The organism is Leptospira bandrabouensis, assembly GCF_004770905.1.
Lineage (GTDB): Bacteria > Spirochaetota > Leptospiria > Leptospirales > Leptospiraceae > Leptospira_A > Leptospira_A bandrabouensis.
This window is the reverse complement of record NZ_RQHT01000014.1, coordinates 1,814,772-1,829,444: the sequence shown is the minus strand read 5'-3', so window position 1 is coordinate 1,829,444 and position 14,673 is coordinate 1,814,772. Positions and strand designations below refer to the sequence as shown.

Genomic DNA, 14,673 nt, shown 5'->3' with positions numbered 1-14,673 from the left:
TTTAAGGTTTCACCGGTAGTTTCATTGTTTTAGAACGGAAATTCCCAACCGTCGTCCCGTATTGGATTTTGTCACCGAGAGAAATGTTTGTCAAGTCGATGGTATCATTTTCAAAAACAAGAATGACTGTGGAACCCATCTCGAATCGACCTAGTTCAGACCCTTTGTCGATCATGATGGATACATCTTTGTAATGATGTTCCTTTGCAAAACGGATCCAGTTGTTTGTGACAATTTTATTGTCATAGGTCACACGAATCTTTCCTACGTTAGACGCTCCCACTTTAATGACGGCAATTTTACCGTATTCGGTCTGTAAGAAGGTGATAAGCCTTTCGTTTTTAGGAAAAAGCCCCCGGATATTGAGAACCGCCAAATCGTTTACTGGGAAAAGTTTTCCCGGTTCGTAGTAATAACCAAGGATCTGTCCGGCAAAAGGACTGTGAATGCGATGGTAATCTTGCGGAGACAAATAAAAGGTAATGTATTTTCCGTTCGTAAAATAAGGATAATACTTTTCAGAACCTAACAATTCTTTTACGGAGTAATCAATCCCTTTTGCCTGAATGATAGTGGATTGGTTGATATTACCAAAACTTGTGATTTTAGAATCGGTAGGAGATACAACTGCATTGGGAGCAGAGTCAATGATCCTTGCTTCGGCACGAAGTGCTCTTGTAAAAAACTGATTGAGTGAGGCATATTCTTTAATTTCGAGTTCTGCTTCACTTAAGTTGATTTTATAAGCCTTCGCAAATGCCTTTAAGATGGGGATCATCATAAACCGTGGCATCTTAAACATGGAAAAATAACCAAAAATTTTGGAGATCAGGTTTTTAGGAAGTAAGGTCAAAAACAAAAGATAAATGTCTTTGAAAATTTCATACCTGGCTCCAGATTCGGAAAGGTATTTTTTGAGTTCCAAATTGGCAGATTTGCCAAGTAACATAAGGGAAACTAGGAGTGGAACACTGGTTATCACTGCAGCAATATAACCCCAGTGCATCACAAAGGATAGAACATCTACGCCATACTTTACATAAAGATAAGAAAAACCTAGAGTCGATCCAATAAACAACATTCTAAAAAAATTGGAAAACTTTTCACCAAATACATAAAATGCATTTTGTTCGCCGCTATAGAACCAACCAGCAAGGCTTAAAACTCCAAAACATAAAAAGGAAATAAAAAACAAAATGGCAGATAAAGAATCTTTTTGTTCTAAAATTCTATCCGGAAAAGAAAGAATGGTATCTAAATTGACCGCACCATAAGAATACAAAACAAATCCAACGAGAGTCGCCATAATAAAACCTTCAAAGAAGGAAGCAAGCATACTCACTAACCCTTGTTTTGCGGCGTAATCAGTCCGAACCACACCGGCAATCCCCGAAGACTTCCCTACCGCAGTTTCTGTTGATAAAAAGAAAGTACTAAGCGAAACAGAAAGTCCACGTAAAATCCCAAAGGCTCCACCACCTTGCAAGGCTTTGATGGAAAAAGCTTCTTTGGTAACATCAGATAAGAATCCAAAAAAGGAAATCATCCCATTTGAAAAAAGTGTGATATACCCAAAAACAAAAAGAATGATTCCTACTGGGGCAAGGATAGAAGCGGCACGACCCACTCGCCTAACGCCACCTATAACGATAAATAATAAAATTACTGAAATGGAAATGGGGCCAGAAAGTCCAGATAAACTCAAACCCTCTTTTGTAATATAAGTGAGGCCTACAAAAGGAAAAATCCCACCAAACAAAAGAACAGTAACTAGACTCGCCAAAGAAAATGCTACCGCAAGCCACTTGGCACGAAGTGCTTTTTCAATAAAATACATCGGACCAGAAAGATAACGACCACTTGGTAATTGGTTTCGAAATTTTACAGCTAAGGTGGAGGAAACAAAGCGAATGGGCATCACAAGAAGGCTCATCACCCAAATCCAAAAAAGAACACCAATTCCACCGTAAGCGATAGCGAGCGCTGTCCCGATGACCGAACCTGCCAAAAGTGATGAGCCAATTCCGGCAAAGAAGGCCTGCGAATGAACCAACTGGCCCTTGGAACCTTTGAAGTCCATATTGCCGGTAAGGATTTTGAGTGCCAGAAAGAGAAAACGAATTTGAGGAAATCCCAACCGAAAACTCAAATAAATTGAGGCGACAAGGATAAGATAAAAATAAGGGCTGAGAATGTCCGATCCTAAAATCAGATTAAACTTAGATCCGTTTTGAAAGAGTGTTTCCATATTGGTTCTTCCTCACGAAATTGGATGAAATTGTTATGTCAAGATGTATTGTGATCCTTTCGTTTCTGGTTTTTATGATTTCTTCTATCACCCTCTCCCACTTGTCCGCAGAACCTTCCGGGATAGAAGTCGGATTACGTTACGGCGGTGGTGAAAGAGTCCCTGGACGATTCGATGGAGACCTGAAACAATTTTCCTCTACGGTCAGTCCTCTCATAGCATCAGATGTTTCCTTAAGTGGAGGAAGGTCCACAAATTTGTATGAAGGATTTTTTCGATTCTTACTAGACTCAAGGTCTCGAGTGGGATTTGTCATTGGACGAAATGATTGGCAGATGCTTCAACTAACAGAAGTTACAAGTGACTATTATTACACAAAACTAACCTCGGAAATCTATTCTTATCATATTCTTGGAATGTATTATTTTACCGTACCGGTATTTCGAAATTGGGAATGGGAAAGTGGATTGGGTGGAGGATTTACATCTGCCGACTGGAACGTTCGTGGTTTTTCGGCAGGCGGTGGTTTACCCCCAGACTCCCAATACTTCAACCAAAGAGGTAGACTGAGAGGAAGTGGACTTGCTTACAGGGCAGAAACTGCCATCAATCATCGGTTATACGAAAATACGTTTTTCCAATTAGGTCTCGGATACCATCACGTTGCCATTGACAAGTTTAGCGGGAACTACAATGGAGAAACTTCCAGTTTTTATATCCGGGCCGATGGTAAGGTAGGAGTTTTGGATGATACAAGAGTCATTGATGCCACTGTGAGCACTGCACAAACTTTTCGAAGGTTGGATATGAATTCAGGATCATGGGTTCTCTATTTTTCAGTGTTCCAAAGGTTTTTGGATTGACTGTCTCTTAGGAAGAGTATCATTCTTTAAGAAAATTACATGAAATCCTCTAAAATCATTACCATTGGTATTAAAGAATTGGCTCACCAAAAAGTCATCCTTGCCGCTTGGTATAATTTTCTAAAAGAAAACTTCGATGCCAAAAAACTTTCTGCAGAAGAATTCACTTTATACCTACAAGCACATGTGATGTATGATTTGGACAAAGATCAAGTTGAGTTGATGTTGTCTGGAACAGAATCTCTTTTAGAAGATTTCAAAAAGTCTATTTTTGGATGAACCTCCAAATCTTCGGAACCAAAAAATGCAAAGAATCGAAGAAGGCGCAGTTGTTCTTCCAGGAACGCCGAATCCCTTTTCAATTCATCAACCTCCAAGAAAAAGAAATGAGCAAGGGTGAGCTAAGGTCAATTTTAGGAAGTGTCAGTTTGGATGATTTGATTGATACAGAATCAAAAGTCTACGAAGACAAAAATCTAAAATACATGTTATACGACAAAGAAGAAGCTCTTCTCACAAACCCCCTCCTATTCAAAACACCAATCGTTCGTGATGGAAAACGTGCGACCATTGGATTTGTTCCTGATATTTGGAAACAATGGATTTCAGATTCCAAAAAATAAATGATACAGACCACCGTTGAAACGGAAATCCTAAAACCGGTTCCAGAAGTATTTTCGTATATTCGAAATATGGAAAACCAAACTTTATATAACTCGAGTATTACTGCGTCCGAAGTGGTTCCCAACAATCCAAACCAATATAAAATGCAAATTGATTTGGGAATTTTCAAACTTACAGAATTTTATACATTAGAAGAAATTCAAGACAACCAGTTGATTGTCGCAACTTTTCATTCCAATTCTATGTTTTTTACCGATCGCTATGAATTTAAGGATTCCAATGGGAATTGCTACTTAACGATTACAGATCGGATGGAACTCAAAGGCCTTTTTAAATTGAGCGAAGGCCTTGTGAAAATGAACCTAAAATCACAAATGATGGAAAACTTAAATTCTTTAAAAAGAATATTGGAATCTTAAAATTAAGATTCCTGTTTCTTTCGTTTTGAATACTCTTTAGCTAATTCTGGTAACATTGGAAGCGAACTGTGAATTCTATGCATTTCCAATGCAGGTCTTGCTGGAATCCCGAAATAAGCTGTTTTCTCTTTGGAATCTTCTGTTAGTCCAGAAAGTCCCATAAGGATTGATCCTTTTTTCATTGTTAGGTGTTCTGCGACAGCTGATTGTCCCGCAAGAAAACAACCGTCTTCAATGGTAACGGAACCAGCAAGCACAGTGGCACCTGCAATATAAACATAATTTCCAACTCGGCAATTATGCCCCACATGGACATGATCATCGAATTTAGTAAAATTTCCAATGGTCGTCGATTCAAGGGCAGCCCTGTCTACAGTACAATGGGCACCCATCTCCACTTCGTCACCTACGATTACATTTCCAATTTGAGGAACTTTATACCTTACGCCTGCATAATCATAAAAACCAAACCCATCGGCACCAATGACTGTGTTCGAATGGATTAAGTTTCGTTTCCCCAACTTACAGTTGTAATACACGACTACTCCTGATTTTAAAACTGTCTCTTCTCCAATTTCCACATTGGATTCCAAAACCACGTTTGGATAAATAACAGCACGATCTCCAATCACAACGTTTTCTTGGATTACTGCAAAATCCATTATCGTAACATCTTTTCCCAGTTTGGCGGTAGGATGAATGCTCGCTTTCTCTGAAATCGTAGCGTTATATTTTGGTTTTTTCTCAAATAAAGAAACAACCTGAATGAATTTTACTTTAGAACCTTCTTCGGGGATGATGATGGCATTGGGAAATTGAGACGCCAAAGAATCAATGGTAAGTGCTATTTTGACATCAGATGCTTTTTTATGTTTGGCTAAGTATTTTTTGGAAGCAACATAATATATACTGCTGGGATCGACTGGAGTATGATGCTCCAAATCTTTGATACCGTTGATTTCTAAATCACCAGAGCCGGTGAAACTTGCACCTAGTTGTTCAGCCAAATCTTTTAGTTTCATTTATACACCTTCCACTTGAAAAATAATTGGAAGGGACATATTTCAATCATATTTTTAAAATCTATCATACGGAAACTTTTTAAACCATCCGATGATTAGACTATGTTCTACCTAAATCTGAACAAAGGTCTCCGTTTACTTCTGTTAACTTACACTGTTCAATATTTTTTGTTCACACAAGGACTAATAGGACAAGAAGGTGTGGTTTTCGAAAATCCATATAAGAAAACTGAACCGGCTGCAGATGAAAAATCCTTCACTTTGTATTTTTCCAAACAATCTTCCCAAATAGCAAAAGCCGACTTGGTTCGTTTACAAGGTTTTGCGGATTTTCTGAATCAAAACAGAAACTATGAAGTGTATATCCAAGCACATGCAAACGAAGGAAAAAATGCAAAAGAAGACTTGGCGATTAGCGAAAAACGATCTTTGGAAGTAGAACGATTCTTTTTAATCCATTTTGTAGAGCCAATACAAATCAGAAGGCTCTTTTATGGAAATTCGAAATTGACCAATCTAACAAAAGAACACCAAACATTGAATCGGCGAGTCGATATCAAAATCCAACAAATTCCTTAAATCCCTGTTTTCCATTGTTCTAGATCATTGATATCATCGATATCAGAGAGTTCCTTAAGAAGAGTAAATGTTTTGTTGTTTTTTTTAATCGATTCGATGGTTAAAGACAATACATCTTTCGTACTCCAAGGAATGGAATGGAAAATAAAAGGAGAAAATTCCTTCATTCCGAGTAAATAATACCCACCATCGAGTGCCGGACCCACCACAAAATCGACATGATCTAATTCTGAATAAGCAACTTCAAATATATCCTTAGTTAAGTAAGGGCAATCTGTTCCAATAATGACAATTTTTCTGGCACTGAGATTAAATTCATTTTGAAATGCATTTTCCATTTTAAACCCAAGTTCTCCTGTTGTTTGGATTCTATTTTGGTATCCAAATTCAAATTCATTGGGATGGTCATCTCTTAACTCGTCCCAATAAACAATCTTCTCCGCATCAATAACAGAAGTTACATTCTTTGTAAACTCTAGTAACTCAAAATAAATTTTAAGAGTTTTTTCGTCCCCAATCGTGGATGCAAGGCGGGTTTTCACCTTCCCTAACTTAGGTTGTTTTGCAAAAATAATTAATTTGTTTTTTCCCATAATAACCTAAAACTAAAAGAGAAACCAGCCAGTGAATATAGACAAAATCCTTCGAAACGTATAAACCATAAGAAAATAAACTTAAAAAAGAAATGATGGTTACTAGTGTTTCCATTTTCTCATTTCCTACCATTAAAAGAATCCAAGGAATCCAATACCAAGGATGGATCACCGGCGAAAAGAAAAGGAATAAAGAATAAATGAATAGTAAACGGTTTCCAAAGTTTAGCCGGGATATGATTTCCTTTTTAAAACAGTATATATAGATACAACAAAGAATACTGAATGAAAGAACACCTGAAAGATATTCTACTTTAAAGGGTAATAAAATAAAATAGAAAAGAGGTTCAATCATTCCCGCAATTCGAAAAGAATGAAAAAAAAGTCCAATCCCCGAAGACCCTTGGGAACCTAAATCAGAAAAGACTGTCACCTTCCATAATAAAAGAGAAAAACAAGATGCGACAACTAACTTAGCAAATAAACTACGATTCCATCGAAACCCTAAAATAAAAAGAAAGGCATTGAATTTTAGCTGCGTTAACAAAAAGAATGAAATGATTTTATGACTAACAAAACGAGACATCAAAAGAAGTAAAATTCCAGTTACTAACAATACTTCCGGATGCATTTGAGAAATTCCTTCTATAATCACAATTGGATTTCCAAAATACAACCAATAAGAGCTAAAACTAGCTTGCGGATATAATTTTCTGATTAAAACCAAATTCATTACATCAACAAAGAAAATTAAAATTTGGACTCCCAAATAACTACTGCCAAATAAAGAACCAAACAAAGTTCCCAATGAAAAAAAACATTGAATTAACAGTGGATAAACGGAAAAATAATGAGGGCTATTCATTTTGGATAAAAGTGTCTCCAATTCTAATGGAGAACTATGAATGAATTTGATAGCTTCTGCAGGAGTATATAAATAAGGAGACAATCCTTCTAAAAAAAATTTGGCATCAAATAGATAACGATATATATCATCACTCCAAACGGCTTGTGAACCAAGAACCACCATACGTAACAAAAAAGAATAACCTAACAAATAGTAAAAACGATTTCCAAACAACGAGAGAGAAGCTGATAAAAAGTAAAAATATAATGGCAAAACAGTGGAAATAACAAGTATGATAATTAGTTCATCTCTACTTCCCCAGTGAGAGGAAGCAAATAAAATAAAAGGATACAATATTCCTAGGATTAGTTTTATTAGATTATTTTTGATAAACACGAAATAGAATTAACCGAAAAAAAGTGTATAATATTTTTATGCCAACTCGAATGGACATGGATAAAGTTCCTGATATTTTCGAAACACCTGCAAAACGTTTTCGATAATTGACTGAAATTTCACGAATGGCAAGTCCAAATTGTAAAGCCTTTACATGCATTTCAATATTCCAACCCCAAGTAGGATCCTCCATCTGCAACTGCAAAATAGAAGAATAACGAATGATTCGGAGTGGTCCCATGTCTGTAAATTTACGGCGAAAAAAAATACGAATTAAAAAACAAGTCAAGGCATTCCCAAAGATTTGGATTGGAGAAAGAGCACCTTTCTCAACTTCCCCTAAAGTTCGTGAACCTATCACTAAATCATCACCGCTCTCCTGAATGACCTGAATCAATTTCTGAATATCAGATGGATCATCAGAACCATCGGCATCACAAAAAAGTATGTAGTCTGGAGATACATTAGAGTTTTTGATCCAATCCAAAGCCAATAAACAGGCATTTCCATATCCAATTTCGGGACAATTTAGACAGAAAAAACCCATACTTTTTACAATATTTGCTGTTTGGTCTTTAGAGGCATTATTTACGATAATAAAATTGGATTTTGACAAACCAGATCCAGAAATAATGCCAGATAACGCACGTTCTATGCCTTCCTCTTCATCACGTGCGGGTATGATACAAAAAACATTATTCACCTTTTCTATGGACATTTCTTTCGAATAATTCTTCTAGAGGAGTGTCTTTCCTAGATTTGGTTTTCAACTGATACTTTGATTCAATCACTAAAGAACTATGAGGGTATAACTCTTTCATTTTTTCTACTCTTTCTTTATAAGGTGCAGATACGTAACCGGAAGATTGAATCATATAGTCGGAAGTATTATTTTTCAATCGGACATGAATTGTTTGAAATTGTAATGTTTCAATTGGTAAGTTTGGTAATTCTATTTTCCACAAAAAACTTTTACCAGAAGGAATTCGGTTATCACTCACCTTTTTTGCAACCGGAGACCAGGACCATTCTTGCCCAATGGTGGTTTCTTCTTTATAAATAGTTTTTCCCAATGGATCGATCCCCACAAGGATCAAACGGTAAAACCTTTCCGGATCTCCCGTAGTGACATGGTGCGAAGCATTGGAATTTCTAAGTAAAACTTCAATTCTGTTGTTTTCTACTTTTAAATCAGAAAGAACAATGCCCGGTTTGTAACCCAATCTAATTTGGTCTTTATACAAATCAAAAGATTTGGGAACACCACCTCCAATGAATCCATGTTTGTGCGCTGTCCTTATAGGTTTATTTAGAGAAGGTTTTACAAATGACCGACGAACTTCTGGTTGGTGACAGGAAGAACAGTATTCATTTGATTTTGTAGCAATTAACTCAGTGCCCGTTTGAAAAGAACAAATTAGTGATTCATTTAAGGTATAGGCCTCGTTATGACAATCGTAACAACGATTTAACAACTGTTTTCGATCGATTTTTATTGGATGGGGAGGAGTCGTTCCACCCGTTCCCCCAATCACATAACTTTCCTTAGAATCCGAATCTACACGTACGTGGCAGGTAGCACAAGTGACTCCTTCTGACTGCATTTCACTGTTAAAATTTGGATTAGGAATTTCTACCGGACGAAAATAATCGCCATTTTTTAAGCCCGTGATGATGGTTTCTCTTTGGTTTTGAACGGGGATATGACAATTCAAACAAATCCATTTTGGTGAACTCGGTTTTGCTAATTCCGATTGAAACTGGATGTCAGAAAGTGCATTCGCATGAGTCGAAAGTTTCCATTCGTCATAAATTTCCGTATGACAACCTCCACATTTTTTTGCCGTTGGTGCCCCTACACCTTTTAGATTGGGGAGATTCTCGATAGGTTTTGCCCAAATTTTACCAGGGAACACCTGTTCAATGGCAACTACCCTTTGGTTAAAATAAAGATATATACTTATCCCTAAAACTAGAATGAATAACAAGGAAATGTAAATCGTTCGCTTCAATGATTAGTTTCCAAAGGAAGTTTTGGATCGTGAGACCATTCCCACATAGAACCCGCATAATTATAAGCATTATAACCATAAGTACGAAGAATTCCAACAACAAATGCAGAACGAACACCACCCGTACAATAGGCTACAATTGGTTTCTCTTTTTGAATACCTAATTGTTTCAGAGAATTTTCTACTTCCGATTTTGATTTTATATTTCCTTTTGCATCAAACAAGTCTTGATAAAATAATGATTTGGCACCAGGAATATGCCCTCCTCTGGATTCTCCATAAGGAGTGGCCCCGGAAAATTCCCTCGGTTCCCTTGTGTCCAGGATTTGAAATTTCTGGGTCGATAGTCCTTTGATAATTTCTTCTTTCCGAATTGCCGTTGATCGCATATTCATATTGTTAGACTTATCTAAGTTAATTTCCTTATTTCCCTTGTTGTTTGATTTTTTCTGAAACTCTTTTTCAAAAGCAGAGTAACCTCCCTCAACCCAGTAGGAATTATAAAAACCTGCTTCACGCAAACTCCAAACAATGCGGCCCTCTTCTCCCCATCCAGAGATTCCATCACCTAACACAAGTATATAGTCTTTTTCTTTAATACCTAAATCACTAATTTTTTTGCGAACTATCTTTAATTCTAAAAGTTCTCCTTTATGTGGGAGGTCACTTCGAGATAGATCTTCCCAAGATATGTATTTTGATCCGGGAATTTTATTTTTTAAGCGACGAAGGTAAGATCTAGTATCAAGGATTGTGTACTGGGAAGGTTTTAGTGCCAAATCTGCAGGCAAAAACCAGGGTGCTTCCTCTTTTTGCGAAGATGAGCCGTGAGGCCCTGCGCTTAATTGAAGCCAAAACGCCCATAGTATTGAAATAGAAAAAAGAAAAATCCCATACCCACGAATGATTTTCATAAAGTCTCCCTCCCAATTTCACAAACCTTCTCTTTTAAGACGAATTTTCGTCAATAAAATAAACATTTCATCCAAGAAAGCGAATTTTTCTTGCTAAAAACATATCACTCCGTATTTTGGAAGCAAATGGAGGGCAATATGAAAATAGGATATTATCCGGATGTGGTCAATGAAAATGTCACGAGGATTGTCGCCTCTTCCGTCGTGTTCCTTGGAGTTCTTGCAATTTTATTTCCCAACGCCTATATACTTGGATTACTTGTTTTTGGTTTTGCACTGAGACTAAGTTACGGGCCTAAGTTTGAACCATTTGCATTTTTAACATCACGATACCTCGTTCCTTGGCTCGGTATATCTTTTGTTAGTGCAGCGGGACCACCAAAACGATTTGCACAATTGATTGGATTTTTATTTAGCACGAGTGCATTTATCTTCTTTACTTTAGGGCTTTCGTTAGCTTACCAAATCACTCTTGCCACTTTGGTTTTCTTTGCTTCTTTAGAATCTTTCTTAGGTTGGTGTGCAGGTTGTTTCGCATTTGGATTGCTGATGAAACTGGGAGTGATTCCAGAAGAAATTTGTGAAAGATGTAATCATCTTACCTTCAATAAATAGTTTGTTATAAGACTTTGCAACAATGGATTGCATTCATAATTTTCTCTTCGGTTACCATTCTTTTTTTATGGATGGTAACCTTTCCCAAAGATTTCTTTAAAAAATATAAAAATCAAATTTTTCTTCTTGGGTTTATTGTACGAATCCTTTGTTTCTTCTTTCCACCAATTTGGGAAGACGATTGGACCAGGTATCTGTGGGAAGGCAATTTAATCCGAAGCGGGATGTCACCTTATCAAATTGCTCCATTAGATTACTTTCAAAAATTAAATTTAAACGAATCGGAAATCGAAATTTTATCACAGATCAATCATCCTGATTGGACTACTATTTATAGTCCTTTCGTTTTACTCTATTTTGCCTTATTTTCATTCGGTTTTTCTGGGTTCTTATTGAAGTTGAGTTATCTTGTTTTTGAAACTTTTAGTTTTCTTTTTTTTTCGAAAGGAAAATTTAATAAATCTGGATTATTATACTGGATATTCCCAGTTCTTATTAAAGAAGTTTATATCAACCTTCACTTTGAAATATTAATTCTTTCTCTAATGTGGATTTATTTTAGCTTTCTCAGAGAAAAAAAATTTGTAAGTGCAAAATTTCTATTAGGTTTAGTAATTCATATTAAAATACTATCCATTCTATTTTTATTTTCGACCACTCATAAAATTAATTTTAAAAAATGGACCAAATGGATTCTAAGTCTGTTCTCTGGACTTGCCGGCTTTTTAATTTTTTATCTTATCTATTACTTTATTTTTCCAAATACTATCGACTTTGGAATCTCAAATTTATATAAGTTTGGAGGTAATTTTAAATTTAATCAGTTTTACGAACCTTTTTGGAGAATATTTGGAATTACTGATTTAAAAACATTTCCTTTCCTATTACAACTAATTACCGTTAGTGTCTTTATCTGGATTTCACTCGAGAAAAAAAAACGTCTCCCGAACTTTCTTTTTACTGCCAGAAAATTAGATTTATACTTTCTGTTTGGTTATTTATTCTTAACTTTATTACCGGTATATAACCCGTGGTATTTTTTAATTCTTGTTCCATTCCTAGTCCTATCCAAATCGGAGAACCTATCTCCTTGGATTTTGATTACACTACCCCAGTTTTCCTATTTCACCAAGGTTCGTTTAGGATATGATTTTACCTATTTTTATGAAATCCCCGACTCTATCCTCCTTCTAGAAGTTACAATCTCCCTAATCTGCCTCCTATGGCATTTCAAGCAAATATTCATTTTACTTTACAAAATATCCAATATATCAAACATAGCCCCAAAGGGAAGTATTGGGTATGGAAACAGAACTTGAAAGTTTTTCGGCCGCAACCGAAAACGATAGAAATGTAGATGAAGTTCTAACAGTTGTTCTTGGGGAAACCTTAAAAAGAAGAAGACTTGAGCTCGGATTATCAATGGAAAAGCTTTCGCAACTTTCTACTGTTAGCCGAGGAATGTTAGGTCTTATTGAATCTGGTAAAACCACCCCAAGTATAGGAATTCTTTGGAAGTTATCAAAATCACTAAGAATCCCCATTGGTGAAATGATACCAGATTTGTTTGCCCAATCTCCGCGTTTTATCGGAGCCAGTGAGGGAAAAAAATGGATTTCTCCCAAAAATACAGCAGAATCAAGGGTTTTTTACCAAGAGGAAAGAGATAGATTAAGTATCGTTGAATGGAAGTTAGCCATTGGCAAAGTTTCCCAATTTAGTCACTTACCATCTGCCTTTGATATTAAAATTTATCAGGTTGTGGGAAAAACTAGAATCAAATTAAAAACAAAAGATATGGTTTTGGAACCAGCGGATAGTGCCTTTTTCCCTATAGCAGAATTAGAATTTTTAGAAAATGAGTTGAAAGAGGAGTCACGATTCCTTTGGATCGCCTCCAAAAAGGCTAGGTAAACGAGGTTAACCTTTTTCAACAGATTCGTTTTCCATCAAAGGAGCTACCCACCAATGTAGTGGGCATCTCGAGAATATTTTATACGCTATATAGGATTAAATGTTCAATATATAAGATTATCTGTTTTTTGATTTTCCTCCCCTTATAAGATTGTCCTTACCATGTTTTTGCCTCTGGTGCAACCCCTACAGAGAAAAAACGGGAATTCAATCTAAGGATTTAAAAATGAAAACCAATCTGTTTTACAAATTGATTGCTCTAATTACCGCGGGGTTCATAGGAGCCTGCGGTGGGGCAAAAAAGAATAAAGATATCGAAAACTTACTGTTAGCTGCACTTGCCCTTTCCTCCGGCATAAAAGTGAATACTGCTGCTGAACTAGCAAAAGAATCGAATGAAAATTACAACCTAAACGAATACGGTCTCATCACTCCCTCCACATTAGGTAAATGGGTGAACAACTGGTCCGGATCGAAACCCTCTGGGATCAACGGAAAGCTTGTGATCTTACAAAATGGAGTTAATCCAAGAGGAACAGGTGGAACTGGTACACAAGCAGGGAAAGAATACATTGGAGGAAACGGAAACGATGTGGTAGTGTATTCCTTCAATTTTGCAAGTGGTGCCAATGCCCTTGATGGTGGAGATGGTTTTAGCCAGAAAAGAAACAATGGACTGGCAGATACAATTTCTATCATAGCTGATGGAGCTCATATCGACAAAATCCTAAATCAATATGGAATCGATCCTGCTAATGATTTAGTTGTGTTAGTATCTACTGCTGATGCAGCAAACCATGTACAAGGAACATTAAGAGCGTTCTACTCCTTTCGGTATTGGGGATTCGATCATAAAAACCTTGCGTTCTTAAACGGAACTCTCCCGAGACTCATTGATACTGATGGGAATTTTGTTCCTTTTAGCTCTACAACAAACACACCACCAGGATATAACAATCGCTACAGTGTAAAGAGTTTGAGAGTCGACAATACCATTTTAATGCTACCCTTAGAAGATGTTATCAAAGCCGTAAAGGCACCTAACAATGTTACCATTCCAGGTCTAACTTCTAGTATCTTTGTATCTGATGCAAGGTCTTCGGCAAGTGCTGCCGAATACAATGGAACCATAAAAAGTACACAATCAGAAACTGCTGGAAAGTATGTAGGTTTCGAAGGTAGAATTAAAGGAGCCAAAGATGTTCCTTGGACTGGACTTTTGGATACAGAACATAGATTTAAATCAAAAGCCGACCTAAAAGCATATTTTGACACTAGAGGCTACCAGGTAGGCCAAACTGCAATCCAACTTTGCCGAACTAACAATAGATCTCAGGTAACTGGATTCTCTTACATTGCAATCTTAGGTTATCCATCAACATACTATGATGGAAGTTGGATTGAATGGGGAAGTTTAACAGGTGGAGGACCTGCTCCTAAACTGCCTCCTGACTCACCCTTCAGAACGGACATACCTGAACTTTCCGAAGTAATCACTTATAATGTTGCGGGAGACGTTGATACAAGTTTACCAACAAATCTAAATATTTCAGCAACAACGACAAGAAAAATCATCGAGGAAGACAAAGCTTACAAACGTTAAAGTATTTTGAATAAAGAGGAATGT

16 protein-coding genes are annotated in these 14,673 nt (G+C 36.6%); 9 read left to right on the top strand and 7 right to left on the bottom strand.

From position 1 onward, the window contains the following. Nucleotide 1 precedes the first annotated feature (1 nt). Complete coding sequence (asd, locus tag EHR07_RS15805) at nt 2-2,248, bottom strand: archaetidylserine decarboxylase (RefSeq protein WP_135745944.1); 2,247 nt, start codon at nt 2,246-2,248, stop codon at nt 2-4. A gap of 35 nt (nt 2,249-2,283) precedes the next feature. Here asd and EHR07_RS15800 point away from each other — a divergent pair, with 35 nt between their 5' ends. Genes EHR07_RS15800 through EHR07_RS15785 form a run of 4 tightly spaced genes read left to right on the top strand, consistent with a single transcriptional unit; the run spans nt 2,284 to nt 4,154 of the window. Beyond that, nucleotides 2,284-3,111: an LIC_11366 family protein gene (locus EHR07_RS15800; RefSeq protein WP_135745943.1), complete on the top strand. Its 828-nt coding sequence runs from the start codon at nt 2,284-2,286 to the stop codon at nt 3,109-3,111. Between the two features lie 39 nt (nt 3,112-3,150). Then, complete coding sequence (locus EHR07_RS15795) at nt 3,151-3,390, top strand: hypothetical protein (RefSeq protein ID WP_135574644.1); 240 nt, start codon at nt 3,151-3,153, stop codon at nt 3,388-3,390. Then, on the top strand, nt 3,387-3,734 hold the full coding sequence (locus EHR07_RS15790; protein ID WP_135745942.1) for an arsenate reductase family protein: 348 nt from the start codon (nt 3,387-3,389) through the stop codon (nt 3,732-3,734). The genes EHR07_RS15795 and EHR07_RS15790 overlap by 4 nt, the downstream gene beginning before the upstream one ends. Beyond that, entirely contained in the window at nt 3,735-4,154 is a 420-nt protein-coding gene (locus EHR07_RS15785; protein WP_135745941.1) for an SRPBCC family protein, read from the top strand. 2 nt (nt 4,155-4,156) lie between these two features. Here the strand turns inward: EHR07_RS15785 and lpxD are convergent, their stop codons facing one another. Continuing rightward, nucleotides 4,157-5,176 (bottom strand): UDP-3-O-(3-hydroxymyristoyl)glucosamine N-acyltransferase, encoded by a 1,020-nt coding sequence (lpxD, locus tag EHR07_RS15780; protein WP_135745940.1) that lies wholly within the window; start codon nt 5,174-5,176, stop codon nt 4,157-4,159. Between the two features lie 102 nt (nt 5,177-5,278). Here lpxD and EHR07_RS15775 point away from each other — a divergent pair, with 102 nt between their 5' ends. Next, complete coding sequence (locus EHR07_RS15775) at nt 5,279-5,755, top strand: OmpA family protein (RefSeq protein ID WP_135745939.1); 477 nt, start codon at nt 5,279-5,281, stop codon at nt 5,753-5,755. Here the strand turns inward: EHR07_RS15775 and EHR07_RS15770 are convergent. Genes EHR07_RS15770 through EHR07_RS15750 form a run of 5 tightly spaced genes read right to left on the bottom strand, consistent with a single transcriptional unit; the run spans nt 5,752 to nt 10,517 of the window. Continuing rightward, complete coding sequence (locus EHR07_RS15770; RefSeq protein WP_135745938.1) at nt 5,752-6,348, bottom strand: TIGR04282 family arsenosugar biosynthesis glycosyltransferase; 597 nt, start codon at nt 6,346-6,348, stop codon at nt 5,752-5,754. The two genes, EHR07_RS15775 and EHR07_RS15770, sit on opposite strands and share 4 nt — an antisense overlap. Then, nucleotides 6,308-7,549: an MptA/MptB family glycosyltransferase gene (locus tag EHR07_RS15765; RefSeq protein ID WP_244288961.1), complete on the bottom strand. Its 1,242-nt coding sequence runs from the start codon at nt 7,547-7,549 to the stop codon at nt 6,308-6,310. Before EHR07_RS15765 ends, EHR07_RS15770 begins: the two co-directional genes overlap by 41 nt. Before the next feature lie 25 nt (nt 7,550-7,574). After that, entirely contained in the window at nt 7,575-8,309 is a 735-nt protein-coding gene (locus tag EHR07_RS15760) for a glycosyltransferase family 2 protein (protein WP_244288960.1), read from the bottom strand. Further along, nucleotides 8,287-9,603, bottom strand: a complete 1,317-nt coding sequence (locus tag EHR07_RS15755) for a multiheme c-type cytochrome (protein WP_135745936.1) — start codon at nt 9,601-9,603, stop codon at nt 8,287-8,289. The genes EHR07_RS15760 and EHR07_RS15755 overlap by 23 nt, the downstream gene beginning before the upstream one ends. Next, nucleotides 9,600-10,517, bottom strand: a complete 918-nt coding sequence (locus EHR07_RS15750; RefSeq protein WP_135745935.1) for a sulfurtransferase — start codon at nt 10,515-10,517, stop codon at nt 9,600-9,602. Before EHR07_RS15750 ends, EHR07_RS15755 begins: the two co-directional genes overlap by 4 nt. Before the next feature lie 138 nt (nt 10,518-10,655). Between EHR07_RS15750 and EHR07_RS15745 the strand changes: the two genes are divergently transcribed. The 4 genes from EHR07_RS15745 to EHR07_RS15730 all read left to right on the top strand — a co-directional run bounded on the left by EHR07_RS15745 (nt 10,656) and on the right by EHR07_RS15730 (nt 14,649). Beyond that, the gene (locus EHR07_RS15745; RefSeq protein WP_135745934.1) at nt 10,656-11,132 is read left to right on the top strand and encodes a DUF4395 domain-containing protein; all 477 of its coding nucleotides are present in this window, start codon (nt 10,656-10,658) and stop codon (nt 11,130-11,132) included. Between the two features lie 224 nt (nt 11,133-11,356). After that, entirely contained in the window at nt 11,357-12,451 is a 1,095-nt protein-coding gene (locus tag EHR07_RS15740) for a hypothetical protein (RefSeq protein ID WP_238778277.1), read from the top strand. Further along, complete coding sequence (locus tag EHR07_RS15735; RefSeq protein ID WP_135745932.1) at nt 12,435-13,046, top strand: helix-turn-helix domain-containing protein; 612 nt, start codon at nt 12,435-12,437, stop codon at nt 13,044-13,046. Before EHR07_RS15740 ends, EHR07_RS15735 begins: the two co-directional genes overlap by 17 nt. A gap of 226 nt (nt 13,047-13,272) precedes the next feature. Further along, a complete protein-coding gene (locus EHR07_RS15730; protein ID WP_135745931.1) occupies nt 13,273-14,649 on the top strand; it encodes a rhodanese in 1,377 nt (458 codons plus the stop codon). Nucleotides 14,650-14,673 lie beyond the last annotated feature (24 nt).